This is a genomic window from Leifsonia sp. McL0627, assembly GCF_058244615.1.
Map to the genome: position 1 here is coordinate 13,904 of NZ_JBZCGM010000002.1, position 24,773 is coordinate 38,676.

General features: G+C 67.9%; 26 protein-coding genes. 10 read left to right on the forward strand and 16 right to left on the reverse strand.

Annotated features, from left to right (window positions below; genetic code table 11):
* Positions 1–34: 34 nt before the first annotated feature.
* The 3 genes from AC37TH_RS00530 to AC37TH_RS00540 are packed head-to-tail and all read left to right on the forward strand — an operon-like array spanning position 35 to position 3,447.
* A complete protein-coding gene (locus AC37TH_RS00530) occupies positions 35–1,708 on the forward strand; it encodes an alpha-amylase family protein (protein WP_490762397.1) in 1,674 nt (557 codons plus the stop codon).
* Between the two features lie 30 nt (positions 1,709–1,738).
* Positions 1,739–2,404: a DUF1345 domain-containing protein gene (locus tag AC37TH_RS00535; RefSeq protein ID WP_490762398.1), complete on the forward strand. Its 666-nt coding sequence runs from the start codon at positions 1,739–1,741 to the stop codon at positions 2,402–2,404.
* Positions 2,405–2,430: 26 nt separating this feature from the next.
* Positions 2,431–3,447 carry an SDR family oxidoreductase gene (locus AC37TH_RS00540; RefSeq protein ID WP_490762399.1) on the forward strand — a complete coding sequence of 339 codons (1,017 nt, stop codon included), beginning with the start codon at positions 2,431–2,433 and terminating at the stop codon, positions 3,445–3,447.
* Between the two features lie 51 nt (positions 3,448–3,498).
* On the opposite strand, the gene AC37TH_RS00545 is transcribed toward AC37TH_RS00540, so the two are convergent.
* The 3 genes from AC37TH_RS00545 to AC37TH_RS00555 form a co-directional block, all read right to left on the reverse strand.
* Positions 3,499–3,837: a hypothetical protein gene (locus AC37TH_RS00545; RefSeq protein ID WP_490762400.1), complete on the reverse strand. Its 339-nt coding sequence runs from the start codon at positions 3,835–3,837 to the stop codon at positions 3,499–3,501.
* Positions 3,838–3,990: 153 nt separating this feature from the next.
* A complete protein-coding gene (locus tag AC37TH_RS00550) occupies positions 3,991–4,428 on the reverse strand; it encodes a VOC family protein (RefSeq protein WP_490762401.1) in 438 nt (145 codons plus the stop codon).
* Positions 4,428–4,757 carry a MerR family transcriptional regulator gene (locus AC37TH_RS00555; protein ID WP_490762402.1) on the reverse strand — a complete coding sequence of 110 codons (330 nt, stop codon included), beginning with the start codon at positions 4,755–4,757 and terminating at the stop codon, positions 4,428–4,430. Before AC37TH_RS00555 ends, AC37TH_RS00550 begins: the two co-directional genes overlap by 1 nt.
* A gap of 151 nt (positions 4,758–4,908) precedes the next feature.
* Here AC37TH_RS00555 and AC37TH_RS00560 point away from each other — a divergent pair, with 151 nt between their 5' ends.
* Positions 4,909–5,337: an Hsp20/alpha crystallin family protein gene (locus tag AC37TH_RS00560; RefSeq protein WP_490762403.1), complete on the forward strand. Its 429-nt coding sequence runs from the start codon at positions 4,909–4,911 to the stop codon at positions 5,335–5,337.
* Positions 5,338–5,468: 131 nt separating this feature from the next.
* Positions 5,469–5,816, forward strand: a complete 348-nt coding sequence (locus tag AC37TH_RS00565; RefSeq protein ID WP_490762404.1) for a DUF7882 family protein — start codon at positions 5,469–5,471, stop codon at positions 5,814–5,816.
* Between the two features lie 83 nt (positions 5,817–5,899).
* On the opposite strand, the gene AC37TH_RS00570 is transcribed toward AC37TH_RS00565, so the two are convergent.
* Complete coding sequence (locus AC37TH_RS00570) at positions 5,900–6,784, reverse strand: LysR substrate-binding domain-containing protein (protein ID WP_490762405.1); 885 nt, start codon at positions 6,782–6,784, stop codon at positions 5,900–5,902.
* A gap of 84 nt (positions 6,785–6,868) precedes the next feature.
* Here AC37TH_RS00570 and AC37TH_RS00575 point away from each other — a divergent pair, with 84 nt between their 5' ends.
* Positions 6,869–7,801 (forward strand): EamA family transporter, encoded by a 933-nt coding sequence (locus tag AC37TH_RS00575; protein ID WP_490762406.1) that lies wholly within the window; start codon positions 6,869–6,871, stop codon positions 7,799–7,801.
* Here AC37TH_RS00575 and AC37TH_RS00580 read toward each other — a convergent pair.
* Positions 7,798–8,703 (reverse strand): AraC family transcriptional regulator, encoded by a 906-nt coding sequence (locus AC37TH_RS00580; RefSeq protein WP_490762407.1) that lies wholly within the window; start codon positions 8,701–8,703, stop codon positions 7,798–7,800. The genes AC37TH_RS00575 and AC37TH_RS00580 overlap by 4 nt on opposite strands.
* A 123-nt stretch (positions 8,704–8,826) precedes the next feature.
* On the opposite strand from AC37TH_RS00580, the gene AC37TH_RS00585 reads away from it, so the two are divergent.
* Together AC37TH_RS00585 and AC37TH_RS00590 are read left to right on the forward strand one after the other, a co-directional pair.
* Positions 8,827–9,609 (forward strand): SDR family NAD(P)-dependent oxidoreductase, encoded by a 783-nt coding sequence (locus AC37TH_RS00585; RefSeq protein WP_490762408.1) that lies wholly within the window; start codon positions 8,827–8,829, stop codon positions 9,607–9,609.
* 7 nt (positions 9,610–9,616) lie between these two features.
* Entirely contained in the window at positions 9,617–10,783 is a 1,167-nt protein-coding gene (locus AC37TH_RS00590) for a low temperature requirement protein A (protein ID WP_490762409.1), read from the forward strand.
* Here the strand turns inward: AC37TH_RS00590 and AC37TH_RS00595 are convergent.
* The 11 genes from AC37TH_RS00595 to AC37TH_RS00645 all read right to left on the reverse strand — a co-directional run bounded on the left by AC37TH_RS00595 (position 10,780) and on the right by AC37TH_RS00645 (position 22,575).
* Entirely contained in the window at positions 10,780–11,388 is a 609-nt protein-coding gene (locus AC37TH_RS00595; RefSeq protein ID WP_490762410.1) for an NADPH-dependent F420 reductase, read from the reverse strand. The genes AC37TH_RS00590 and AC37TH_RS00595 overlap by 4 nt on opposite strands.
* Positions 11,389–11,419: 31 nt before the next feature.
* On the reverse strand, positions 11,420–12,406 hold the full coding sequence (locus tag AC37TH_RS00600) for a LacI family DNA-binding transcriptional regulator (protein WP_490763837.1): 987 nt from the start codon (positions 12,404–12,406) through the stop codon (positions 11,420–11,422).
* A 155-nt stretch (positions 12,407–12,561) separates the two neighbouring features.
* Positions 12,562–13,278 (reverse strand): gluconate 2-dehydrogenase subunit 3 family protein, encoded by a 717-nt coding sequence (locus AC37TH_RS00605; RefSeq protein ID WP_490762411.1) that lies wholly within the window; start codon positions 13,276–13,278, stop codon positions 12,562–12,564.
* Between the two features lie 38 nt (positions 13,279–13,316).
* Positions 13,317–14,966, reverse strand: coding sequence for a GMC family oxidoreductase (locus AC37TH_RS00610; RefSeq protein ID WP_490762412.1), 1,650 nt, complete (start codon positions 14,964–14,966; stop codon positions 13,317–13,319).
* A gap of 43 nt (positions 14,967–15,009) precedes the next feature.
* Entirely contained in the window at positions 15,010–15,951 is a 942-nt protein-coding gene (locus tag AC37TH_RS00615; RefSeq protein WP_490762413.1) for an aldo/keto reductase, read from the reverse strand.
* 61 nt (positions 15,952–16,012) lie between these two features.
* Positions 16,013–17,020, reverse strand: coding sequence for a LacI family DNA-binding transcriptional regulator (locus tag AC37TH_RS00620; protein ID WP_490762414.1), 1,008 nt, complete (start codon positions 17,018–17,020; stop codon positions 16,013–16,015).
* A 55-nt stretch (positions 17,021–17,075) separates the two neighbouring features.
* Positions 17,076–18,143 (reverse strand): ABC transporter permease, encoded by a 1,068-nt coding sequence (locus AC37TH_RS00625; RefSeq protein WP_490762415.1) that lies wholly within the window; start codon positions 18,141–18,143, stop codon positions 17,076–17,078.
* Positions 18,144–18,196: 53 nt separating this feature from the next.
* Positions 18,197–19,705, reverse strand: coding sequence for a sugar ABC transporter ATP-binding protein (locus AC37TH_RS00630; protein WP_490762416.1), 1,509 nt, complete (start codon positions 19,703–19,705; stop codon positions 18,197–18,199).
* 100 nt (positions 19,706–19,805) lie between these two features.
* On the reverse strand, positions 19,806–20,909 hold the full coding sequence (locus AC37TH_RS00635) for a sugar ABC transporter substrate-binding protein (protein WP_490762417.1): 1,104 nt from the start codon (positions 20,907–20,909) through the stop codon (positions 19,806–19,808).
* A gap of 121 nt (positions 20,910–21,030) precedes the next feature.
* On the reverse strand, positions 21,031–22,116 hold the full coding sequence (locus AC37TH_RS00640) for a nitrilase-related carbon-nitrogen hydrolase (RefSeq protein ID WP_490762418.1): 1,086 nt from the start codon (positions 22,114–22,116) through the stop codon (positions 21,031–21,033).
* 138 nt (positions 22,117–22,254) lie between these two features.
* A complete protein-coding gene (locus AC37TH_RS00645; RefSeq protein WP_490762419.1) occupies positions 22,255–22,575 on the reverse strand; it encodes a hypothetical protein in 321 nt (106 codons plus the stop codon).
* A 541-nt stretch (positions 22,576–23,116) separates the two neighbouring features.
* On the opposite strand from AC37TH_RS00645, the gene AC37TH_RS00650 reads away from it, so the two are divergent.
* Both AC37TH_RS00650 and AC37TH_RS00655 read left to right on the forward strand, forming a co-directional pair.
* Complete coding sequence (locus AC37TH_RS00650; protein ID WP_490762420.1) at positions 23,117–24,100, forward strand: AraC family transcriptional regulator; 984 nt, start codon at positions 23,117–23,119, stop codon at positions 24,098–24,100.
* Between the two features lie 142 nt (positions 24,101–24,242).
* The gene (locus AC37TH_RS00655) at positions 24,243–24,764 is read left to right on the forward strand and encodes a DUF2127 domain-containing protein (RefSeq protein ID WP_490762421.1); all 522 of its coding nucleotides are present in this window, start codon (positions 24,243–24,245) and stop codon (positions 24,762–24,764) included.
* The last annotated feature ends 9 nt before the right edge of the window (positions 24,765–24,773 follow it).

A 24,773-nucleotide genomic window follows, 5' to 3' on the forward strand; every position in this document is an offset into this window, starting at 1 on the left:
TCTCCGCACCATGCGCCAGGCCGGTCGTGCACCGATGAAAATCGGCGACACCGGCGACCTGTGGTGGAAGAGCGCGGTGATCTACTGCGTCGACGTCGAGGCGTTCCTCGACAGCGACGGCAATGGGATCGGCGATCTGGGCGGGCTGGCCGACCGGCTCGACTATCTCGCCGAGCTCGGCGTGACCTGCCTGTGGCTGATGCCGTTCTTCCCGTCGCCCGACCGGGACGACGGATACGACATCACCGACTTCTTCGGTGTCGACCATCGGCTCGGCGATCTCGGCGACTTCGTCGAACTGATCCGGATCGCGAAGGACAGGGGCATCCGGGTCATCATCGACCTGGTCGTGAACCACACCTCCGACCGGCATCCGTGGTTCCGGTCGGCCCGGTCGAGCGCGAACTCGCCGTACCGCGACTTCTACGTGTGGAGGGACGAGCCCCCGGAGGATCAGGCTGCGCCCGTGTTCCCCGACCAGGAGACCAGCGACTGGCAGTACGACGAGAAGGCCGGACAGTACTACCAGCATGTCTTCTACCGCCAGCAGCCCGACCTCAACATCACCGACGAGCGGGTGCGCGACGCCATCACGAAGGTCGTCGGGTTCTGGGTGCAGCTGGGCGTCTCCGGGTTCCGGGTGGATGCGGTCCCCTTCCTGCTGGAGACCGACGGAGTGGTCGACGGCAAGCGTCGCCTTCCCGACCCGCACGCCTACCTGCGTGCGCTGCGGTCCTTCCTTCAGCGGCGCTCCGGCGACGCGATCCTGCTAGGGGAGGTCAACCTCGATCGGGAGCAGCAGAACGAGTTCTTCGGCGGCGCGGAGGGCGACGAGCTCACGATGCAGTTCGACTTCATCGCGATGCAGAACCTCTACCTCTCGCTCGCGCGCGGGGACGCCCGGCCGCTCGCGCAAGCGCTGCTGAGCCGTCCGGCCGGGTCGCCGGACATCCAATGGGCGAACTTCGTGCGGAACCACGACGAGCTCACTCTCGACAAACTGAGCGACGACGAGCGTCAGGAGGTCTTCGACGCCTTCGGGCCCGAGAAGCGGATGCAGGTGTACGCGCGGGGGATCGTGCGACGCCTGCCTCCGATGCTCGACGGCGACCCGCGGCGCATCCGGATGGTTTACAGCCTGCTCTTCTCGCTGCCGGGCACCCCTGTGCTCTTCTACGGCGAGGAGATCGGGATGGGAGAGAACCTGGACGTCGGGGGCCGGATGTCGGTGCGCACGCCGATGCAGTGGAACGCCGGCAGCAACGGCGGCTTCTCCACGGCGCAACCGTCCAGGCTGCGCACTCCCCTGACGGAAGGCGGGTTCGGTCCGGAGCACGTCAACGTTGCGCAGCAGCGGCGCGACCCCGAGTCGCTGATCGCGTTCATCCGCACCCTGATCCGCCACTACCGCAACGCGCACGAACTCGGCTGGGGCGCCTTCGACGTGCTGGAACAGGCCGATCCGGCCGTGCTCGCCCACCGCCTGACCTGGGGCGATAAGACCACGATCGCGCTGCACAACTTCGACGCGGAGCCGAGAACGGTCCACCTGCGCCTCCCGGGTCTCGACGCCACCCCGCGGCTCGCCGACGTGCTGACTGGGGAGGAGTTCCCGCTGGACGGCGAAACGGTCGACATCGCCCTCGACGGGTACGGCTATCGCTGGCTCCGGATCGCGTCCGACGCGGACGAGCTGGGGCTGTACTGACGAGCTCGGGCTGTACTGAACGGAGACGACATGCCAACGAAACACGAGGATGCGGAACAGGCCGTGAGCACCCATTCGACCTCGCGGATCCGCGTCACGGTGATGCTGATCGCCGGCGTGGTCGCCGCCGTGATCGTCGGTGTGACCGGGTTCTGGCTCTACGCCCCGGTGGTCGGCTGGATCGTGGCATGCGCCGTCTACAACCTCTGGGTCTGGCTCACCATCGCGAAGCTCGACGGCGAGCGGACGGAGCAGCACGCGTCCCGCGAGGACCCGTCGCGGACCACCATCCACACCCTGCTCCTGGTCGGAAGCCTCGCCAGTCTCGTCGCCCTCGGCTACCTCACCTCGCAGACCCACACCGGGTCGACCACCGAACGGGCGTTCGCCGCGGTCATCGGCATCGCGAGCGTGGCGCTCTCCTGGCTGTTCGTGCACACGTTGTACACGCTCCGGTATGCGGTGCTCTACTACTCCGACGGCAAACAGCCCATCGACTTCAACGAGGACGCTAAACCGCGCTACCTCGATTTCGCGTACTTGGCGTTCACCGTCGGCATGACGTTCCAGGTCTCGGACACCGACATCCGGTCCGGGACCATCCGTGCGGTGATCCTTCGCCACATGCTGCTGTCGTATCTGTTCGGTGCCGTGATCCTTGCGGCCGCGGTCAACATCGTCGCCGGGCTCGCATAGCCGGCGAACACAAGAAGGGAGTCGAAATGGTCCGGTCAGCATCCCTCGCTGAGGCCGTCGTGGTCGTCACCGGGGCGAGCGGCGGTGTCGGACGGGCGACGGCTGTCGAGTTCGCCAGGCACGGCGCGCGCGTGGCCGTCGTCGCTCGCGGGCAGGCGGGCGTCGACGCCGCCGCCGCCGAGGTGAGAGAGCGCGGAGGCCAGGCGCTGCCCCTGGAGGTGGATGTGGCCGACGCGCAGGCGGTGGAGGCGGCTGCCCAACGGGTGGTCGACGAGTGGGGGCGCATCGACGTGTGGGTCAACGTCGCCTTCTCGTCCGTGTTCGCCGAGTTCACCGCGATCGAGCCGGACGAGTTCCGGCGCGCGACGGAGGTGACCTACCTCGGGTACGTCTACGGTGCGATGGCGGCGCTCCGCCGGATGCGGGCGGTGAACAGGGGCACGATCGTCAACGTCGGCTCTGCTCTCTCGCACAGGGGCATCCCGTTGCAGAGCGCGTACTGCGGCGCCAAGCACGCCATCCAGGGCTTCACCGAGTCGCTGCGCTGCGAGCTGCTGCACGACAAGAGCGCCGTCACGGTGACGATGGTCCAGCTGCCCGCGATGAACACGCCGCAGTTCCAGTGGGCGCTTTCGCGGCTGCCCGACAAGGCACAGCCGGTGCCGCCGATCTACCAGCCGGAGGTCGCAGCGCAGACCATCGTCTGGGCGGCGACCCACCGCCGCCGCGCATACTGGGTCGGCGCTTCCACTGTCGCCACCATCGTCGGAAACCGGACGTTCCCCGGACTGCTCGACCACTACCTGGCCCGCACCGGATACGCGTCGCAGCAGACGAAGGAACCGCGGCCGTCCGACCAGCCCGCGAACCTGTGGCACGCGGCGGACGACGAGGTGGACTATGGCGCGCACGGTCCGTTCGACGCTCGTGCGCACGCGGTGGGTGTGCAGCCGTGGGCGTCCAGGCACCGTCTCGGGCTCGGCGGTGCCGGCGTTGCGGCGGCAGCGCTGGCCGGCACGTTCTGGCTGCGGCGTCGGAGCTGAGGCCGCGACCGCCGCGCGCGCGGCCGCCGGGCGCGCGCGGCCGCCGGGCGGTCAGAAGTCCGCCGTGGCCTTCCCCATCTGCGCGATCTCCGCCTCGGTGAACGCGAGCGCCCTGATGCCCCGCTTCGGCGGCACCCGGTCGAGCAGATCGATCACGGTGCCCGGCTCCTCAAGCTCACTAGCGGAAGTCTCCGATGTCACCGCCGCCAGATCCACCTGCCACCCCACAGGGAAACGGGCCCGCCTGGTCTCGCCGCCGGTCACCAGGATCGGGATGTCCACGACCTCCACCCGTCCGGCTCGCGCGGCGGCCAAAGCACAACTGACGACGGCGTCCGCGAGATCCGACCCGGTGAGAAACGACAACGTACCGACGAATATCTTCTTCATGTCCTCAACCCTCAGTCTCGACCCGAGCGCCGAGGTCTGGGGCGCTGTGATTCCTGCTTCCGATGGTTCGCCTCGACAGCCCAGGAGTCAAGAGGTAGCGCGAGATGCGCGTCTCCCTGTCGTGACGAGCCGGATCGGATGTCTCGGCGAGCGCTAGCCCGACGTCAGCTGCTGGGCGAACATCACCAGGATGCCGCTCGGCCCGCGCAGGTAGGTGAGTTTGTAGACGTCCTCATAGGTGGCGACGCCGCGGAGCGGGTGGTAGCCGTGCTTCGCGGCGATCGCGAGGGCGTCGTCGATGTCGTCGACGGCGAAAGCGACGCGGTGCATGCCGATCTCGTTGGGAAGCGTCGGCTGCGTCTCGATCGCGTCCGGGTGGAGGTATTCGAAGAACTCGAGGCGCCCGTGACCGTCGGGAGTCTGGAGCACGGCGATCTTCGCGTGGTTTCCGTCGAGGCCGACGGCAGTGTCCGCCCACTCGCCGCTGACCGTGTCGCGGCCCAGCACCGTGAGACCGAGATCGGTGAAGAAGGAGATCGCTTCCTCGAGGTCGCGGACGGCGATGCCGACATTGTCGATTCTGATGGCCATCAGCCGAGGCTACCGTCCTCCGCCGCCACGATGTCGTCGTCGTCGAGTGTGCTTCGCTCGGCGGCCTCGCGGCGGAGGGTCGCGTTCTCGCCTTCGAGGTCGAGCACCTTTCCGATGCCGGTGAGGTTCACGCCGTCAGCTTGCAACGCCGCGATGCGACGCATCCGGTCGATGTCGTCCGCACTGTATCTGCGGGTGCCGCCGTCCGTGCGTGCAGGCATGATGAAGCCCCTGCGCTCGTAGAGGCGCAGCGTCGCAGGCGGCAGGCCGACCAGTTCGGCGGCCACAGCCATGCTGTAGACAGGCTGGTTTCCCGGCGTCTGAGTCATACAAGAATTGTGTCCGGTGATGTTGCAAACTGTCAAGAGTTGCGGTAAAAAAGTTGTGTCACATGATCTAGATTATGTGACAAAGACCCGGTCGATCCGCTGGCCTCGCGCCCACGGTCGACCTTCCGAACGATGAAGGGAGAATCTCACGATGTCGATGTCATTTGATCCTTTCAGCCAGCTGGACAGGATCGCTCAGAGCGTCTTCGACACCAGCAGGCAGCCGCGCATCATGCCCGTGGATCTGTTTCGCGACGGCGACCACTACGTCCTCAACGCCGATCTTCCCGGCGTCGACCCCGCCTCGGTCGATGTGGACGTCGACGGTCACCTCCTGACAATCCGCGCGCAGCGTTCGGCCGGCGATCGGGAGAACGCGCGCTGGCTCGCGCAGGAACGCCCGTTCGGGTCGTACCTGCGACAGTTCTCGATCGGCGACGACGTGGACGCCGAGGGCATCAGCGCCAGCTACGACAACGGCGTGCTCAGCGTCGTCATCCCGGTCGCCGAACGGGCGAAGCCGCGGAAGATCACGGTCGGGTCCGCCCGAGCGGATCAGCACAAAGCGGTCGCCGCCTAGTCCGCCGCCGTCCGGTGGCCGCCGCCCGCGAATCCCGAGGCGGCCACCGGCGTCCGGCGCCTGACGCGACGCACCAGTTCAGTTCAGTCCGCACTGGATGAGGTCCAGTGACGGTTCACGAGGAGAGCACGATGGGAAAACTGGTTTACGGGTCGCACGAGATCGACATCGACGACCGCCTCCTGACGCACCTGCAGGTCGTGGCGATCAACCGGCTCAAGCGCGAAAAGCCCTTCTCGCTCTCCTGGCGCGACTCCCGCGAACAGGGCGGCGGCAGGACCACCCTCTGGGTGCATCCATCCATCCCGCTCCTCTTCCACTTCGAGGGTTCCAGGATCCCCTCGATCAACCGGGCCTGGCTGGCCCAGCTCGACGAATCCGCCGACGGTGCGATGGGGATGATCGTCACGTCGGAGCCCCCCGAGAGCGACGACAACGACTGCGCCCACCTCGATCTGGCCGCCCAGCCGTTCGCCTAAACGCCCGATTCGCCTAGTCGCCCCGTTCGCGTAGTCGCGCCGTCGCAGGCGCTCTGCTTCGGCGATCGGACGGTTGCCGATCGTCAGATCGACCGCGCCAGGCACGCCCGGAACGCGCGTACCGTCGGGTGCTCGGCGCGCGTGGTGCGCGCCAGCGTGAACAGCGTGCGTGCAGGGTGCAGGGGCAGGTCGACCAGCCGGACGCCTGCGGTGTTCTCCTGGCCGAGGAGGTCGGGGAGAACAGCGACCGCGTGCCCCGTCCTGACCAGGTGCGCGTGGGAGATCAGGTCGACTCCGTCGAACCGAACGCGAGGCTCGAAACCCGCGGCACGGCAGAGGGCGCGGCTCCAATCGCCGGGCGCCGTTCCCACGGGATCCAGTGCCCACGCCGCCTCCGCGTAGTCCGCGAGCGCACCTGCATCGCTCCACCGGCCGCTCAGCGGCACCGCCAGCCGAAGTCGATCCTCGCGCAGGTCGATCCTCTGGAGCCGGTCGCTCGGCGACACCGGCCGCCCCGGATACTCCTCGCCGACCACGACATCGAAGTCGCCGGTGTGCACGCCGGAGAGCGCAGCCTGTTCCTCGCGTTGCGCGACCTCGATCGTCAGGTCTGGATGACGCGCGGCGAGGTCCGTCAGCACAGCCGGGAGAACCGACAACGCGATGGTCTGGAACACGGCGACGCGAAGCACGCCGGCGACCAGGCTCTGTGCGGCCGCGAGCTCCGACTCCGCCTCCTCGAGCGAGGCCATCGCCACCCGCGCGTGCCTCAGCAGCAGTTGCGCCTCTGTCGTGAGCCGGACTCCGCGCCCGACGCGCTCCAACAGCTGCACGCCTGCCTCACGCTCGAGCTGCGCCAGCTGCTCCGAGACCGAGGACGGCGCGAACGCCTTCGCCTCCGCGACGGCGGCGAGCGTGCCTCGACGATCGAGTTCGTCGAGGAGCGACAGTCTCTGGATACTGAACACTGCCCCCTCCATTCGGAATCACCGATGAGTATACGTCGGAATGATTCGCTGGACCGATTGAAATTTCGAAGGGACCATGGAGGTGTGAAGCGAGTCCCGAAGACCCCCACCGCCGTGCTGATGATCGTCGGCTCCTGTGTCTCGCTGCAATTCGGCGCGGCCATGGCGACGCCGCTGTTCGGCATACTGGGTCCGTCCCTCACGACGACGGCGCGGCTGCTTCTCGCCGGTCTGCTCCTCCTCGCTGCCTTCCGGCCCCGCTTCTGGACCTGGACTGCACGGCAGTGGCGCTCCATCGCACTCTTCGGCGTGGCGATGGCCGGCATGAACGGCTGCTTCTACGCGGCGATCGACCGCATCCCGCTCGGCACCGCCGTGACGATCGAGTTCGTCGGGCCGCTCGCCTTGGCTGCACTGCTCTCACGGCGGGCGCGCGACATCGGGTGGGTGATCCTCGCCGCCGCGGCCGTCGTCGTGCTCGGGATGGACGGAACAGGAGGCAGCGGCCAGCTCGACCCGATCGGGATCGGATTCGCCCTCGCGGCCGGCGCGTTCTGGGCGGCATACATCCTTGCGGGCGCGCGGGCCGGTGCTGCGGTTCCCGGGCACGGAGCACTCGCACTGGCGATGCTCATCGGAGCCGCTGCCGTGGCGCCGTTCGGCGTCGGCTCGATCGGCACGCTCATCGCCCAGCCGCTCACCCTGCTCCCGCTCGCGGTCGTGGCGGTGCTGTCGTCCTTCGTCCCGTACACGCTGGAATTCGCCGCGCTGAGGCGCCTCGACGCGCGCACCTTCGGGATCCTGCTCAGCCTCGAGCCGGTCGTCGCGACCCTCGCCGGCTGGATGCTTCTCGGCCAGTCCGTCACCTGGCTGCACGTCGCCGCCATGGTCGCTGTCGTCGTCGCCTCGATCGCCTCGACCCGCGGCGCCGCCCGGTCGGACGAAGAACGCGCGGCGCATCCCGGGGCGACGGCTTCGCCTGCCGACGACGTCGCGGTCTACGCAGCCGAGGCCTAGTTCGGCGCCCCGCCGGCCGCAGCGAACAGCCCGGCGATGTCCTCGCTGGGCGGGGCGCCGAACTGACGGCGGTACTCGCGGCTGAACTGCGACGGGCTCTCGTAGCCGACGGCGTATGCGGTGCCGGCGATGTCGGTCGGGCCGGTCAGCAGCCGGAGGCGTGCCTCCTGCAGCCGGATGCTCTTCTGGTACTGGATGGGGCTCATCGCGGTGACGGCGTGGAAGGAACGATGGAAGGCCGACGAGCTCATGCTCGCAAGACGCGCGAGGTCGTCGACGCGCATCGGCTCCGGATAGTGCTCCCGGATCCAGCGGACCACCTGACGCACGCGGCTCAGGCTGCTGTCGGCGAGGCCGAGCTGCCTCACCGTCGCCCCGCGCTCCCCCGACATCAGCAGCCACAGGATCTCGCGTTCGATCATCGGCGCGAGCACAGGGATGTCGTGAGGCGTCTCAAGGAGTCGCAGCATCCGCACAGTCGCGTCGATCAGACGCGCGGAGGCCGTCCCGACAGCGACGGCCGGTGGAGAGGACTCGCCTCGACTCGGGCGGGTGAAGTCCGCCGCGGCGGGGTTGAGCATCAGTTCGGCGATGACCTCCGGGCGCAGTTCGAGGCCGAAGCCGAGCGCGGGACGCTCGGGCGTGGCATCGGTGAACTGCCCGGTGACGGGGAGGTCCACCGACGCCACCAGATACTGGCCGGGACCATAATCGTGCACCGTGTCGCCGACCGACAGCCGCTTCGTGCCGTTGGCGATCATGGCGAGCACGGTGCCGGTCGACGACTCGTCCAATGAGCCGGCCCCGTCCATGCGCGCGACGGACACGCCAGGGATGCGCGTCGGTGTGACTCCCTGCGACGCGTGCTGCGCCACCAGCGCGCCGAGCTCCTGCAGTGTCATGGCCCGATTGAACCACGGCAGGGGGTCGGGCGTCGCCGGATCCTGGCGACGATGGGAGGATCAGGCAAGAGGAGGGCGGGATCGCCCTCACCCTCTCGACCTCTTCCCGGCTTGGCTGGGACCATGACGAACGAACAGAACAATCCTCCACGCATCGCCATCGTCACGGGAGCCAGCGCCGGGATCGGACGAGCTGCCGCCATCGAGATCGCCCGCCGCGGCGCCGGTGTCCTGGTGACCTACCGGTCGCGTCCCGAAGAGGCCGAACGCACCGTCGCCGACGTTCGGGGGTTCGGCGGCACTGCGCGCGCGATCCACCTCGATCTAGGCGATACCTCGAGCTTCGCCGCTTTTGCGGAGGAGGTCCGCGCCGCGGTCCGGGACGAATGGGGAGCGGAGTCGATCACCGCCCTCGTCAACAACGGCGGCTTCGGCGGCGGCGTCCCCTTCGAGAGCATGACGGAGGAGGACTTCGACCGGTACTACCGTGTGCTCGTCAAAGGACCGTACTTCCTCACCCAGCATCTTCTCCCGCTCATCGCAGACGGCGGATCCATCGTGAGCGTGTCCAGCAGCTCCGTGCGTCCTGGCGAAACGCAAGCCGGCTACTCGGGGTATGCCGGCATGAAGGCGGCCCTCGTCGTCGCCAGCCGCTACCTGGCCAAGGAGCTCGGCGGCCGCGGCATCCGGGTCAACACGATCGCCCCAGGGCCGACGCGCACCAGGATCTCCGACGACGCCTTCGACCGCCACCCGGAGCTTCTGGATGCGCTGGCCGCCGGAAGCGTGCTGGGGCGCGTCGGCGAGCCCGGCGACATCGGCACGGTCATCGCCTTCCTCGTCTCCGACGATGCCGCCTGGGTCACCGGGCAGGACATCCAGGTGGCGGGCGGGTACGCGCTGTGAGCGGGCGATGAAGTCAGGCAGCGTGGCGCTCTCGTCCGTGAGGACACGCGAGGGCGACAGGGTCACCACTCTCGAGCTCTTCTTCGACCTCGCGTTCGTGTTCGCCTTCACTCAGCTGAGCCGGTTGATGGCGCAGCAGCACGACCTCGTCGGCATCGTGCAGGCGATGACGATCCTCACGCTGCTGTGGTGGTGCTGGAACTCCTACGGCTGGCTCGCGAACCTCGCGCACGCCGACCGCGGGTGGGTGAGCGCCGTCATGCTCGCGGCGATGGGAGCGATGGTCGTGGTCGGCGTCACGGTGCTCGAGGCGTACGACGATCCGACGGGAGGGATGTTCGCCCAGTTCGTGTTCATCGGCGCCTACCTCGTGGCGCGCGGCATTCACGCGGTGTCTTTCGCCGCCCTGTCCGGAGCGAGCCTGCGCAGGCGCGCCTTCAACACCTCCGCGCTCGCGGTCGCACCGGCCGGTGTGCTGCTCGTTCTCGGCGCTGTGGCGGGGGGAGGCTGGCAGATCGCGCTGTGGCTCGCCGCCGCGGCCATCGAACCGATCGTCACACACAGGATGAGCAGCGGAGTGGACTGGAGAGTGGGGTCCACCGCGCACTTCACCGAGCGGCACGGACTCATCGTGATCCTCGCGATCGGCGAGTCGATCATCGCGATCGGCGCCGGCGTCTCACACGAGCCGTTGAGCCCGCCCATCCTCGCCGGTGTCGGCAGTTCCCTGGTGATCGCGGCCGGCCTCTGGTGGGCGTACTTCCACCGGCTGGAGCGGGACACCGAGCAGGAACTCAGCCGTCGGTCGAACGCCGACCGCGCGCGCACGGCGCGCGACGCATACACCTATCTCCACCTGCTGATCATCGCGGGCATCGTCTTCGCCGCGCTCGGCGTCGAGGAGTCCCTGGCGCACATCGGCGACCCCGAGCCCCTCGGCTGGTTCGCTGCAGCAGCGCTCGGCGGCGGCATCGCCGGGTATCTCGCGGCGACGGTCTGGTTCGCGCACCGTGTAACGGGTCGCCTGCTGCTGGTCCGCAGCGCCGGAGCGCTCGTCACGGCGGGGACGATCCCGCTGCTGGCTCCCCTCGACCCGCTGTCCGCGCTGACGGTGTCGGCTCTCCTGCTCGTCGCGGTGCTCGCCGCCGAAGGGTGGCGGGCGCGGTCGTCCTAGCGCACGACGGCGATGCCGTAGGAGGTGGTCTGGAGTTTCTGGGCGATCAGCATCGAGAGGAAGATGTAATGCTCCGGCCCGCGTGCCGTCGCGATCCCGCCCAGGTCGATGCGGGAATCCTCCGCCCAGCCGAGGTCGGAGAGCAGACCGGCGACGATCGCCTTCGCCTCGCCGTCGTCTCCGGAGAGGAACACCGTGGTCGGAGCGATCCTGCCGGGATCGGCCATCAATGGCGCGCTCACCGTGTTGAGCGTCTTGACGACCCGACTCGACGGGAACTCCGCCTGGATGGTCGCCCCCAGGCTGCCGTTCGGGAAGGCGAGCTCGAACCGCTCGGTCAGGTCGTTGCCGACATCGACCAGCACCACCCCGGCGAGCGCATCCTGGCCGATCTCCGCGAGCACCCCCAGCGACACGGAGCCTGGGACGGCGACGAACACGACGTCGACGCCGTCAACCGCTTCGCGGATCGGAAGGCTCGGCGCTGGAAGGCCGCCCTTCGCTTCCGGTGCCCTGGATCCGAACACCACCTCATGGCCGGCCCTGATCAGCCCAGCGCCCACCGTCGATCCCACACGTCCCGTTCCGAGTATCGCGATTCTCATACGCGCACCCTAGCCGTTCGGGGCGGCCCGGTCACCTGCGGGCGGGCCCCGTGCTGTCCCGCACGATCAGCTCGGGCTGGATGAGGGGGATCGTGGCGGGCGCCTCGCCGCGCAGAGCGCGGAGCACGCTCTCGACGGCACGGCGACCGACCTCGGTGAAGTCGAGCCGGACGGTGGTGAGGGCCGGCCGGAAGTACGCCGCCTCGTCGCGGTCGTCGAACCCGACGACGCTCACGTCGCCGGGGACGCTGATCCCGCGATCTTCGAGCGCCTTCATGACACCGAGCGCCATGACGTCGTTGATCGCCAAGACGGCTGTGATGGAGCGGTCGGCCGCGATCTCGGCACCGGCGCGGTAGCCGGACTCCGCCGACCAATCCGGCGATGCGAACTCGGCGGGCTTCGATCGTCCGGCGAGGGCGAGCTCGGTCTGCCATCCGCGGCGGCGGGCCTCCGACGCCATCCACCCGGCCGGACCTCCGACGAAGTGGACGGTGTCATGGCCGAGCTCGAGCAGCTGCCGGGTGGCGAGCTGGGCGCCGAGCGTCTCGTCGATCGAGATCGTCGCCGGGCCGGCCGGCGAGCCCTGCTCGAAGCGCACGATCGGCACGTCTGCGTCGAGCCGCTGCAGCACCTCGGTGGCCGCTGTCATCGGGGCGAGGACGACGATGGCGTCCACACCGTCGTCGACGAGCGAGTCCAACCCGGCCTTGATGCTGTCCCTGTCGACATCGGCGATGCTCACCAGACTCGTCGAGTAGCCGTTCCGACGTGCTTCCTCTGCGATGCCGAACAGGGCGAGAGCAGGGCCGTGCACCGACAGCGCATAGCTGAGCACGCCGAGATTCATCGAACGGCTCGTCGCCAGCGAGCGCGCCGCGGAGTTGCGGCGATAGCGCAGCTGCGCAATCGCCCCCTCGACGCGCTCTCTGATCTCCGGCGCCACGTTCGAATGCCCGTTGACCACACGGGACACGGTCTGCTGGGAGACCCCGGCGAGGCGGGCGACGTCGATCATCCGGGCGGGACGAGGGCCGGCGCCGTTCGGCTCCGTCACCGCTTGCGCACCGGAGCGACGGAGCAGAGCGCGGCATGGAAGATCATGCCTCCAATTATGGCCGCGACCGGACGGGCGCCGGGGAGCGCCCGTCCGGTGCGCCGGATGCACGGGGCTCAGCGACTCCCGTAGCGCAGCACGGCAGGATGCTGCTCATACGGCCACTCCGCCTCCGGGATCATGTAGTCGAGCGTCGTGTAGCTGCCGTCCATGGTGGAGGCGAGCGACGGAGGGCCGGGGAAGCCGATCACCCGCCAGCCGACGCGGTTGTCGTTTCCGCCGTAGACCGGATCGCCGTAGAACCCCTGCCGGGTGTTCAGCACGAGCAGCGGGAAGAACTCGAGGAAGTCCTCGTTCACCGGCTGGTTGCCGGCCGGCGCTCCTCCGCTGCCCTGGCCGTCCGCGTCGGCGAAGGCGAACGCGGACGGTTTCTCCTTCTTCGAGATGATCTCGAGCACCGAATCCTGCTGGTCGTCGTCGAGGTCGACGAACGGAGCCCCGAACCGCTCGTCGGCGATGCCGTCGAGTTCTACGATCCCCTCGCGGTAGAACCTCTGCCTGCTCTCGATGCGCTCCTGCCAGGCCTGCTCTTCCAGGCCTTCCATCCGCAGGAACCCGTTGCCGTCAGCCGCGGGGAAGACGAAGCGGGTTCCCGCCAGCATCCGATCGATGAAGCGCACCACCCCCGCCTCTTTCGCTCCTGGATGCCGGTCCGTCGGAATGATGCGCGCAGTGGCGGCCTCGACAGTCGCCCATTCGTGCTCCGTGAAGAAGAGCGGCCCAGTCGTGTCTCGCGTCGAGATCGGCACTGTGACCCATTCTGCCTGTCCCATATTCTTCGTCCTCTCCTCTGAGGTCTTCGTCGACGATGTCAGTCGGTCCAGCCATGGCGGTCCACAGCGATGATGCGGTCGGCACACCGCCAGGCGTTCGCCATGATGGTCAGCGCCGGGTTGATGCCCGTCGCGGTGGGGAAGAAGCTCGCGTCGAACACGTAGAGGTTCGGCACCTCATGCGACCGGCACCACCGGTCGACCACGGAGGTGGCGGGGTCGTCGCCCATGCGGGCCGTGCCGAGCTCGTGCGACGTGTTCCCTGTGATGCGCTCCATGTTGACAGGGACGACCTTCGACGCTCCGGCGGCTTCGAGGATCTCGCCGTTCTTCTTCACCTGCCACTTCTCCTGGGCGAAGTCGTTCGCGTGCGGCGTGTGCGTGATCCGCGCGACGGGGAGACCCCAGGCGTCCTTCACGGTCGGGTCGAGATCGACGCGGTTCGACTCGACGGGCAGATCGTGGAGCAGGATCCCGATCTTCATGCTGTAGTTGAACAGGTCCCTGTCGGCGTCCTTCGCGGCCTGGCCCCAGGTCGGGCGCCCAGGGAAGCTCCAGTTGACCGGGTGACCGAGCATCGACGGGAAGATGAGCGACCCCAGGATGTGCCCACGCGACTCGTCCGTCTCGTAGAAGTCGAACGAGCACAGGTTCATGTAGTGGCCGGACCAGCCGTAGAGCGGGTCGTGCAGTTCCTTGTCGAACAGCCCGACGGAGAACGAGTACTGGTGGAACGTGGCGTTCCTGCCGACCTGGCCGCTCCCGTTGCCGAGGCCGTCAGGGAACAGCGCCGATTTCGACATGAGGAGGAGGCGCGGCGTCTCGATTCCACCGCCGCAGACGATGACGGCCTTGGCGTTCTGCACCAACTCGTTGCCGTTCTCGTCCTGGTACCGCACGCCCGTGGCCTTGCCGGTCTTGTCGACCAGGATCTCGCTGACGTAGCAGTCGGAGCGCAGGTCGTAGAGGCCGGTGTTCACCGCATCCGGGATGAAGCTGATCAGGGTCGACGACTTGCCGGTGCCCGGGTCCGGGTACTGCTGCCAGAACCCGTTCTCGCTGAACGGCGTGCGGCCTCGGTACGGCTCGGTGACCATGCCCTGAGGCATCGGGAACGTGCTGTGTCCCAGCGAGCTCATCGCGGTGGCGAACTTGCGGCCGATCTGGCTGAGCGGCGCCGGTTTGGTCGGGTAGTCCCTGGTCCGGCGTCCCTCCCAGCGGTTGGCGCCGCCGAGACCCGAGGTGCCGAACTCCCACTCGACGCGGGTGTAGTACGGCTCCAGGTCGTCGTAGCTGATCGGCCAGTCGACGAGGCTCGCGCCTTCCACGTCGCCGTGGAGCGAGCGCAGGCGGAAGTCGTTCTCCGTCATCCTGGGGACCATGCCGCCCCAGTGGGTCGTGCCGCCGCCGACCACCTGCGGGGTCGCGGAGAAGTTGGTGATGACGGCCTCTTCGCTGTCGTTCTGGCGATAGGTGCGGGGCTTGAGCTTGGGGTCCTGCCAGATGAAGTTGCGGTTGAGGAACTTCAGCTCGTCGCCGGAGGCGTGCTCCGGCTTCAGCCACGGACCGCGTTCGAGACCCACGACGCGCAGGCCGGCCTCTGTCAGCACCTTCGCGGCGGTCGCCCCGCCGGCGCCGGCGCCGACGATCACGACGTCGACGGGCTCTGGGTTCTTGATGGTGGTCATTCTGTGTCCTTTCCTTCTCGACGATCTGTCCTGGATGCGCGGGTCACGCCAGCACGCCGTTCCTGCCCATCCGGGCGATCGGCAGCAGCGCAGCCCACAGCCCGTCCGGGATCTCCACCGAGGCGAGGTCGACGGTCTGCGCGACGCGCTTGGGTTCTGACATGCCGACGATCGTGGAGGTGACGCGCGGGTCGAGGAGCGAGAACTGCAGCGCAGCGGCGGCGAGCGGCACGCCGAACACGGCGCAGAGCGACTCCATCCGGCGCACCCGCTCCAGCACCTCGTCGGAGACGGGCGCGTAGCAATAGGTGGGGACGGCGTCCGGGCCCTTCACGAGCATCCCGCCGCCGAACGGCGCCGCGTTGACGAAAGCCACCCCGCGCGCCTGCGCGTCGTCGAGCAGAGGCTCGGCGGACTGGTCGACGAGGGTGAACCTGTTGTGGCTGATGACGGCGTCGAAGGCGTCGGTCGCCAGGTACTGCAGTTCGAGATCGATCGGGCCGCCTGCGACGCCGAGGTAGTCGATCACACCCTCGTCACGCAGCGCGATCAGGGCTTCGAGCGGCCCACCGGCCCCGACGCCCTCTTCGAAGGAGATCTTCTCCGGATCGTGCAGGTAGACCAGCGGCAGCGTGTCCAGGCCGAGTCGTTCGAGGCTCTCTTCCACCGACCGGCGCACCCGGTCTCCGGAGAAGTCCGTCGTGCCGGGGACGGGGTCCACCTTGGTGGCCACCAGGAATCCTTCCGGCACTCCCCCGTTCTCGCGGATCGCCTGCCCGATGCGCCTCTCGCTCTCGCCCCCGCCGTACTCGTTCGACGTGTCGATGAAGGTGAACGGCCCGCGGAACACCTCGCGGATGGTCGCGACGGCCGTTTCCGTGTCCACTTCGTAGCCGTACTGGGCGGGGAAGCTGCCCAGGGCGCTCGTGCCGACGCAGACGTCGGAGACGGTGAGGCCGGTACGCCCGAATTGTTTGTTGCTCATGCGATTTCTCTCTCTTTCGTGGCTGTCTTGGCTGTCGTGGCTGTCGTGGCTGTCATTGCTGTCATGGCTGATCGGTGGTCTTCCGCCTCCGCGAGGGAGGCGCGGTGCTCTGGCGCACGACCAGGCTCGGCAGCACGCGGGGCAGGGCGTGGGCCTGACCGCCCCGCATGAGGTGCAGGATGCGGCCGACGGTGAGCCGGCCGACCTCCTCGAAGTCGAGGCGGACGGTCGTGAGCCCCGGGCTGTAGTACTGCGATTCGGGAACGTCGTCGAACCCGACGACGCTGACGTCCTCCGGCACGCGCAGGCCGTGGTCCACGAGCGCCTTGACGACGCCGAGCGCCATCTGGTCGTTGGCCACGAACACCGCCGTGATGTCCGGGCTGCGCGCGATCTCGCATCCGGCGTCGTAGCCGGAGCGTGTCGACCAGTCGCCCGTGAACACCGGGTTCGTCACCCGCCCGGCCGCCGCCAGGGCTCGCGACCAGCCGCGCAATCTGGCGTCCGTTCCGAGCCAGCCGCGCGGACCGGCCACCTGCCACACCGTGTCGTGACCGAGGTCGAGGAGATGCTGCGTGGCGAGTTCGGCCCCGCCCAGTTCGTCCGTGGCAACGCTGGTGGTGCCCTCGGGGGCACCCGGCTCGAAGAACACGAGGGGGACGTCCGTTTCGAGCCCCGAGATCGCTTCGAGCGCAGCCCGCACGGGGGCCAGGACGACGATCCCGTCGACCGCGTCGGCCGTCAGATGGTCGAGCGCCGCCTTCATCGCTGCCCTGTCCACGTCGCCGAGGGTCACGAGGTTGGTCGCGTATCCGGCGTTCCTGGCCTCGTCGGCGATGCCGCTGAGAGCCACGGACGGGCCGTACTGGGCGAGGCCGAAGCTCACGATCCCGAGGTTCATGGTCCTGCCGTTGGCGAGGGCACGGGCCGCCGGGTTGCGCCGGTAGCGCAGCTGCTGGATCGCGGTCTCGACGCGTTCACGGACATCCGGGGACACCGTCGGGCTTCCGTTGACCACCCGGGAGACGGTCTGCTGGGACACCCCGGCGAGCCGTGCGACATCGATCATCCTGGCACCGCGAGTCGTCGATTGCTTTTCGTTGCTCGAAGGCGCCGTCACCGTCTCAGCTCGCAGCCCGTGCCGTGCGGCGGCCGAAATGCCCGCGGAAGAATCCGGAGATCCTCTGCACGCCGCCCGCGCTGGACAGGAACACCGCGATGATGATGACGGCGCCCTTGATCACGAGCTGCGGCTCGGAGGAGATGCCCACCAGGTTCATCACGTTGATGATGGTGGCCAGGACGAACACGCCGATGACGGCGCTGATGGGGTCGCCCTTGCCGCCCATCAGCGAGGCGCCGCCGACGACGACGGCCGCGATCGCGTCCAGCTCGTAGCCGACGCCGATGAGTGAGCTGCCCTGGCGGAGCTGCGCGGCCGCGATGAGCCCGGCCAGCCCGGCGAGGAGACCGGACATCGTGTACGTGATGATGAGGTTGCGGGCGACGGGGAGGCCGGAGAGCCGTGCCGCCTCCGGGTTGCCGCCGATCGCGTACAGCGACCGGCCGAAGGTCGTGAACTTCGCGACGAGCGCCGCCAGGATCATCACGACGAGGAAGATCATCACCGGGTTCTGAAGCCCCAGGCTCGTGCCGCGGGCGAACAGGTCGATGAAGGTCTGATCCGTGATCTGGATGAGGCTGGTCGACTGGATGATGTAGCTGAAGCCTTTGACGGCGCTCATCATGGCGAGCGTCGCAATGAACGGCGGGATGCGCAACCAGACCACCAGGAGCCCGTTGACGAGCCCGGCGATGCCGCAGCAGAACAGCGTGAACGCTACGGAGAGCCCGGTGGAAAGGCCTGCCTGGAGCGTCAGGGCCACGATCACCGTCGACATCGCCAGGATCGAACCGACCGAGAGGTCGATGCCGCCGGTGAGGATCACGAAGAACTGGCCGACGGCGAGCACGGCGACGATGGAGGCGGCTGCGATCACGTTCTCCGCGTTCCTCAGCGTGAGGAAGTCGGCGGAGACGTAGTAGCCGATCACGATGATGGCGACGAGCACCAGGAGGAGGTAGCTCTTCGGCAGCAGGCGCTTGACCACGCCTCCCCAGGTCGAGCGGTGGTGCGCTGGGGTGGGCTCACCGGTCGGCTTCACCGGGTCTTGAAGAGTGTTGTTCGACATGTGTCTTTCCCGTCAGTGGGTATGGGTCAGTCAGTGGGTGTGGGTACTGCGGATCACGCGAGCAGCTGCAGGATGCGCTGACCCTGCGGATCGATCTCGTCGTGGTCGAGCTCGGCGACGACGCGGCCTCTGGCCATGACCAGGACGCGATCGCACATCATCGCCTCGGAGATCTCGGAGCTCGCGATGATCACGGTTCCGCCCGACCGGGCGAAGTCGCGGATCAGCTCGTACATGTCCTCTTTGGCGCCGACGTCCACCCCGCGCGTCGGCTCGTCGCAGATGAGCAGCCGGGAGGAGCGCACCAGCCAACGGGCCAGGATGCCCTTCTGCTGCGTCCCGCCGCTCAGCGTCTTCATCGGCTGGTTGACGCTCGACACCTTCATCCCGAGCTTCGCCACCATGTCCTGCGCCGCGCGCTTCTCGCGCTTGCCGTCGATCACGGTGAGCCTGCTGAACATCGGCATGCTCGCCAGCGTGATGTTGCCCGCGACGCCCATGTCAGGGATGAAGCCCTGCGCTTTGCGGTCCTGCGGAAGCAGGCCGATCCCGCGCCGGATGGCGTCCCTCGGCGAGGAGAACGTCACGGGAGCGTCATCGATCGCAAGCTGGCCGTCCGTCTTCTTGCGGGCGCCGGCGAGCAGACTGGCGAGTTCGGACTGTCCGGAGCCGATCAGCCCGGCGATGCCGAGCACCTCGCCCTGGTAGAGATCGAAGTCGATGTCGACGACCTTGTCGTCCTCGCCGAGACCTCTGGCGGACATCAGGATGGTGTCGGTGCGGCCCGCTCCGAGTCTCGGGCTGCGCTCGCCGCGCAGGGCGGCGTCCGCGATCGAGCCTTCGAGGCTCTTTCCGACCATGGCGGTCACGACGTCGGCCGGCCGCGTCTCCGCCGTGGTCAGGTCGGCGGCGGTGATGCCGTCGCGCAGCACCGTGACCGCGTCGCACAGGCTGTAGAGCTCATCCATCCTGTGCGAGATATAGAGGAGCGTGACCCCTTCGGCGGCGAGACGGCGCAGCACGGTGAAGAGGCGCTCGACGTCGGGGAGCGGAAGCGTCGAGGTGGGCTCGTCGAGGAGCAGGACGCGCGCATCCTTGTGGAGAGCCTTGGCGAGCTCGATGGCCTGCTGCTCGGCGACCGAGAAGCTGGAGACCGGCTGGCGCACGTCGAGGTCGAAGCCGACGCGCTGGAGCGCCTCCCGCGCCTTGGCCTGCATCTCCCGCCAGTCGACGACGCTCGCCCTGGTGGGCAGCGTGCCGAGGAAGATGTTCTCGGCGACCGAGAGGGACGGCACCAGGCTCAGCTCCTGATAGATGGTGTGGATCCCCGCGGCCTGGGCGTCGGTCGGCTCGCGGAATTTCACGACCTCCCCGCCCAGGCGGATGGTGCCGCCGTCCGGCGTCTCGGCTCCGGAGAGGATTTTGACCAGCGTCGACTTGCCGGCCCCGTTCTGCCCGGCGAGGGCGTGGATGCTCCCCCGCTTGACCGAGAAACTGACCCCCTTGAGCGCCTGAACGCCGAGGTAGCCCTTGGTGATGCCCTCGAGCTGAAGCTCGTCCATGTTTGCTCTGCACTTCCTTGTGGCGTGTTCGTATGAAGGTGGCCGCTGCGCCCGAACCGATGACATCGGGCGCAGCGACTCCTGGTGGCACCCGGAGGTGCTAGCCGTTCGCCCGCACGTAGGTGTCTTCGGGCTTGTAGTACTGCTTGGCGTTTTCGGGCGTGACGACGGTGGTCTTGATGTAGACCTCCTTCTTGGGGCACGCCGACGCGTCGTTGTTGTAGGCGGCGACGGCCATCTTGACCGCGGCGACGCCCTGGTCCCACGGCTGGTTGGAGGCGGTCGCCTGCAGCGGACCCGTCGGGTTCTGGACCATCTCCTTCACCGCGTTCATCCCGCCGTCGTAGCCGGCGACGATCACACCGTCGCCCCAGACACCGGCCTGCTGGAGGCCCTGCTCGATGCCGCCCTCCATCACGTCGCTCATGCTGTAGACGATCTTGAGGTCCGGGTTGGCGGTGGCGACGTCGCGGATCGGGGCGAGCGCCTTATCGGGCTTCCACTCGCCGTACTTCATCTCCAGCTTCTTGGTGGTGACGCCGGGATAGTCCTTCATGACGCTCTCGTAGCCCTTGAGGAAGCCGTTGAATCGCAGGTCGCTGAGCACGTCGCCGGGGAAGCCGCCGATGCCGACCAGCTTGATCTCGCCAGTCTCGCCGAACTTCGCGATCGCCTTCTTCGCAGCGACGACGCCCGCGAGCGACCCGGTGTATCCCTGATCTTCGGCGACGTAGCAGTACATGTCCTTGACCAGGGAGGGGTCGAGGTTGGAGTTGACGGTGACGAGGGGGACCTTTGCTGCCTGCAGCGCGGCGACGGACGCTCCGACGCCGATCGGGTCGTTCGGGTTCATGATGACGACATCGACGTTCTTCGTGATGAGGGTCTGCACGTCGGCGTTCTGGCGGACGGTGTCGCCGTTGGCGTCGAGGAGCTGGATGGTCGCGCCGAGCTTCTTCGCCTCGGCCTGCCCGCCCTCGACCAGGGTCTTCCACCAGTCGCTACCGCTGATGCCGCGCTGGCTCCAGCCGATGACGAGGCCCTTGCCCGTCTTCTTGTCGGCGTTGTTCGCCGCGGCGCCGTCTGTTCCTCCGCGCGCGCATCCGGTGAAGAGAAGGGCCGTCGTCGCGGCGATGCCGACGACGGTGAGGAGGGTGCGGGTACGGGTGCGGGCTCGTTTGGTTGTGCTGCTGGGACTGATCATTTTTCCACTTCCTTGTGAGGTGATCGGTGCTGGGTACAGCTGAGGGGTGCTCCCGGCGCCGGGCGGCGCCGGGAGCTTTCGGGGGTGGTGCTGGTGCCGGATGTGCTACTGATGCCCGGAGTCAGTCGAGCGGGGTGAAGACCCCGCGCTCCTCGAGGAGCTTGATGTTGCGCGCGCGCGTCGCACGCTCCCGTGCCAGCCAGTCCTCGCCGGGAGGGGCGTCGAGGTATTGGTTCTTCGGGTAGATCGGCTTCTCGTAGATCGCTGCGTACTGCTCGGTCCGCAAGTCTTTGAAGCCGTTGAAGACGCCGTTCGACTGACGGTCGCGACGCAGCGCGTCGATGTCGATGGTCGTGCTGACGAACGTGTCGCCCGCGGTGACGCCGGGCGTCTCGGTGATGATCTTCCCGCGCTGGTTGACGATCATCGAACGGCCGCCGAAGAGGTCGTTGATGACGCCGTCCGGGCCGAGCTCCGGGCCGAGGTTCGGTGCGACCACGATCGCGTTGTTGAACAGGGCGTGCGCCTTGTTCTGCACCTCCCACATCCCCTGCGAGGTCTGCGGCTCGATGAGGGTCGCGCGGATGATGACCTCCGCACCGTTCATCGCGAGGCCACGGGCGATCTCCGGGTATGCACCCTCGTGGCAGATCACATAGCCGATGTTGCCGATGTCCGGGGTCTTGGCGACGGGGTAGATGGCGTCCATCACGTTGCCGCCGCCCTTCTTCTGGATCCACTCGTCCCACAGGTCGTGCGGGTTGGTGGTGCCGAGGGTTCCACCCTCGAAGCCGTCGCTCGTCGCCTTGGCGCGGCGGTAGATCACGTCGCCGTTCGGGTCGATCATGAACGCGCAGTTGAAGTAGCGGTCAGGGAAGTCGTCGTCGGCGACGAGGTACAGCTCGCCGGCGATGTAGGTGTTCAGTTCCCGAGCGGCCTTTCCCAGCTCGTCGGTCTCCGGACCGGGGATCGTGCGGGCGAACTTCTTCTCCGCGTCGCGGTTGCCCGCGGTGAATGCCATGTGCATTCCCTGGATCGCCATTTCGGGAATGACGACCAGCTTGACCGGGTGTCCTTCGGTCGCTGCCACTCCGACCGCCGTCTTCATGAACGAGATGATGCGCTTGGTGTTCTTCAGCGCGTCCTCAGGCTCGACGATCGGGATCTGCAGCGGCGAGAGCGCTACGACTGTGTACGGCTCAGTCACGTCCAACTCCTTCGTTGATGGGTTCGTGAAGCTCATGTTAGCGCACTATCAACGCGTGTCAAATCATGCCTGATAACCCATTCACAGCTTGATTTTGGCCGAGACTAGCGGAACGAGTGAGCGCACTCACACAACGGATCAGTCGTGGTGCAGCATCCTGTTCACCCGTCCGGGAGCGCCAGAGACCGCCACCACGTCCTGCAGCCCGAACTCGACCAGGGCAAGGCGCACGCGAAGGACGGTCGAGCGCGATACTCCCGCCGACTCCGCCAGTTCTTGATGGCTCAGCATCGTGATCCCGCCGTCGTCTGCGCTGGACGCCTCGATGCGTGCGACGGCGAGCACCGTCCCCGGGTCGACGGCCGTCGTGGCGAGGATCCGTCCGGCGGCCGGGCGCTCCAGCGCGCGGACGACCGCGACGAACCAGACGTCGCCGCCGGCGAACCGGGGTTCTGTCATCCAGGCTGCCGTGGAGTGCGGCCTGGCCGGATCGCGCGCACGACTCCGGCTCGCATCCTGCGCCAGAACGGCAGGGGGGCGGCATCGCTCCGGTCGACCTCGACGCGCTCCGAAGCCATGCTCAGCAGTTCGGCGAAATCACAGCGCGTGCAGCACGAGATGTGGCTGTGGACCGCCAGGCCGACGCCGTAATAGGGGTTGGCGACGACCCGTGCGCGGGCACCGCAGATCTGGCACCACCGCGGGCGCCTCCACGTGTTCGGCTCATTCATCGGATGCGATGGATGCGTTTGTGCGATGCATTCGTGGCCGCCTCGGGGGATGGTCCGCTGCGTGCGGTCACCCGGACGGAGCAGAAGAGCGTGGATGGCCCTCCTCACCCGAAGAGGAGGGCCATCTGGCGTCGCCGACACGGGGACTCGACGACGCTTCCACGCTAAGCGGGCGGCATCCCTCACCGATATCCGCTGCGCGCGGATTACTATCCGATCTACGCGACAGGCCGTCTTTCGCGTCGCGGCGAGGTGCTTACAATTTGTGAATGCGACCGGATCCATACGAGATGTTCGGAAACCGCCGCATCGCTTCGGGGCGCGACGTGGAGCAGGCCAGACAGGTGCTCTCCGACGTCTACCTCCCTGTCGACTTCCCCTCCGCGAAGCCGGCGAGCGTCATCGACCTGGCTCTGAACGCCGTCACGGTCGGACGGGTCACGTGCGGCTTCATGCGATTCAGGGATGCTGTGCGCATCCACACGGCAGAAGCAGAGAACTACCACGTCGACATCCCGACGAGCGGGCGCGCAACCATGCGCGCTGCGCACAGCCGGCAGGTCTACGGAACCCCACGAACGGCCGCCGTCTTCATGCCAGGGAGGCCGGCCGAGCTCGACTGCGGCGAGCGCTTCTCCCAGCTTGCGCTGATGATTCCGCGCGACCAGCTGCAGCTCGAGCTGGAGAGCATGCTCGATGAACACGCGGCGAGCCCCCTCGTGTTCGACCCCGAGTTGCGGTTGACGACCCCGGGTGGGCAGCACATCATGCAGGCGCTCCGGATGATCGACGGCGCATCGGCGCAGGAGTGCGGACCGCTCGCCCACCCGTTGGCCGCACAGCGGCTGGAGCAGGTCCTGATGCAGAGCCTGCTGTTCGGGCAACCGCACAACTACCGGGCAGCTCTCTCCACTGCGCCGCTGCCTGCCGGTGTCAGGCCCGTCGCCCAGGCGGTGGAGCTGCTTCGCAGCGATCCGGCGCGTCACTGGACCATGGCGGAGCTCGCTGCAGAGACGTCGTCGAGTGTCCGCAGCCTGCAAGAAGGGTTCCGCAGGTCGCTGGGTGCGTCACCGATGACCTACCTGCGTAGGGTCAGGCTCGAGAAGGTTCACGAGGAGCTTTCGGCCGCTGAGCCGGATCTGGCGAGTGTGACGGAGGTCGCCACCCGATGGGGATTCGTGCACCTGGGCAGATTCGCGGCGGCGTACTACCGGGCCTTCGGCGAGTTCCCGTCGGAGACCCTGCGCCGTTGACCCGCCTGACGGTCACCGCTGGTCATCCGGCATCTCTTGGTGGATTCTTGGAACCGCACCCATAGCCTGGCGCTGTCGTGGCGACAGTTCATGCCCCCGCTGAGCTGTCGCCGCGGCATCCACGGACCGCGGAGGGGGTGCGATGAGAGAGCGCGTCCTCGACCTGCTCTTCCTCATCGGCGTGCTGCTCAAAGCGATCGACGGCGTCGTCGAGCTGATCGGCGGGGCCGTGCTCCTGTTCGTCAGCCCAGGGCAGATCCGTGGGGCCGCCAGCGCCGTGACGTCGGACGAACTGTCGGAGGACCCGCACGACCTCATCGCCAACCTCGTCGTCCAGAGCGCCTCGCACATCCACCCTGGCGGGCAGCTGTTCGTCGCCGCATACCTGCTGCTGCACGGCGCAGTGAAGATCGCGATCGTGGTCGCGCTGCTGTTCGGGTCGCGGCGCGTGTACCCGTGGGCGATGGCGGCGCTCGGGGCGTTCCTGGTCTTTCAGATCTATGAGCTCGTGACGAAACCGTCCGTGGGAGTGGCGATCCTGACCGTGTTCGACGCCCTGATCATCTGGCTCACCTGGCGGGAGTGGCGCCGCGACCGTGAACTGCGCAACACCTGGCGCGGAACCATCGACTGGATCCTCCGTCGTCGCCCTGCCACGACGTGACCAGTCGAT

Bases quoted from the DNA above. Each gene is read 5' to 3' on its own strand.
- AC37TH_RS00530 (WP_490762397.1), top strand. From the start codon at position 35: ATGAAAATCGGCGACACCGGCGACCTGTGGTGGAAGAGCGCGGTGATC.
- AC37TH_RS00535 (WP_490762398.1), top strand. From the start codon at position 1,739: ATGCCAACGAAACACGAGGATGCGGAACAGGCCGTGAGCACCCATTCG.
- AC37TH_RS00540 (WP_490762399.1), top strand. From the start codon at position 2,431: ATGGTCCGGTCAGCATCCCTCGCTGAGGCCGTCGTGGTCGTCACCGGG.
- AC37TH_RS00545 (WP_490762400.1), bottom strand. From the start codon at position 3,837: ATGAAGAAGATATTCGTCGGTACGTTGTCGTTTCTCACCGGGTCGGAT.
- AC37TH_RS00550 (WP_490762401.1), bottom strand. From the start codon at position 4,428: ATGGCCATCAGAATCGACAATGTCGGCATCGCCGTCCGCGACCTCGAG.
- AC37TH_RS00555 (WP_490762402.1), bottom strand. From the start codon at position 4,757: ATGACTCAGACGCCGGGAAACCAGCCTGTCTACAGCATGGCTGTGGCC.
- AC37TH_RS00560 (WP_490762403.1), top strand. From the start codon at position 4,909: ATGTCGATGTCATTTGATCCTTTCAGCCAGCTGGACAGGATCGCTCAG.
- AC37TH_RS00565 (WP_490762404.1), top strand. From the start codon at position 5,469: ATGGGAAAACTGGTTTACGGGTCGCACGAGATCGACATCGACGACCGC.
- AC37TH_RS00580 (WP_490762407.1), bottom strand. From the start codon at position 8,703: ATGACACTGCAGGAGCTCGGCGCGCTGGTGGCGCAGCACGCGTCGCAG.
- AC37TH_RS00585 (WP_490762408.1), top strand. From the start codon at position 8,827: ATGACGAACGAACAGAACAATCCTCCACGCATCGCCATCGTCACGGGA.
- AC37TH_RS00590 (WP_490762409.1), top strand. From the start codon at position 9,617: ATGAAGTCAGGCAGCGTGGCGCTCTCGTCCGTGAGGACACGCGAGGGC.
- AC37TH_RS00595 (WP_490762410.1), bottom strand. From the start codon at position 11,388: ATGAGAATCGCGATACTCGGAACGGGACGTGTGGGATCGACGGTGGGC.
- AC37TH_RS00600 (WP_490763837.1), bottom strand. From the start codon at position 12,406: ATGATCGACGTCGCCCGCCTCGCCGGGGTCTCCCAGCAGACCGTGTCC.
- AC37TH_RS00605 (WP_490762411.1), bottom strand. From the start codon at position 13,278: ATGGGACAGGCAGAATGGGTCACAGTGCCGATCTCGACGCGAGACACG.
- AC37TH_RS00610 (WP_490762412.1), bottom strand. From the start codon at position 14,966: ATGACCACCATCAAGAACCCAGAGCCCGTCGACGTCGTGATCGTCGGC.
- AC37TH_RS00615 (WP_490762413.1), bottom strand. From the start codon at position 15,951: ATGAGCAACAAACAATTCGGGCGTACCGGCCTCACCGTCTCCGACGTC.
- AC37TH_RS00620 (WP_490762414.1), bottom strand. From the start codon at position 17,020: ATGATCGATGTCGCACGGCTCGCCGGGGTGTCCCAGCAGACCGTCTCC.
- AC37TH_RS00625 (WP_490762415.1), bottom strand. From the start codon at position 18,143: ATGTCGAACAACACTCTTCAAGACCCGGTGAAGCCGACCGGTGAGCCC.
- AC37TH_RS00630 (WP_490762416.1), bottom strand. From the start codon at position 19,705: ATGGACGAGCTTCAGCTCGAGGGCATCACCAAGGGCTACCTCGGCGTT.
- AC37TH_RS00635 (WP_490762417.1), bottom strand. From the start codon at position 20,909: ATGATCAGTCCCAGCAGCACAACCAAACGAGCCCGCACCCGTACCCGC.
- AC37TH_RS00645 (WP_490762419.1), bottom strand. From the start codon at position 22,575: ATGACAGAACCCCGGTTCGCCGGCGGCGACGTCTGGTTCGTCGCGGTC.
- AC37TH_RS00650 (WP_490762420.1), top strand. From the start codon at position 23,117: ATGCGACCGGATCCATACGAGATGTTCGGAAACCGCCGCATCGCTTCG.
- AC37TH_RS00655 (WP_490762421.1), top strand. From the start codon at position 24,243: ATGAGAGAGCGCGTCCTCGACCTGCTCTTCCTCATCGGCGTGCTGCTC.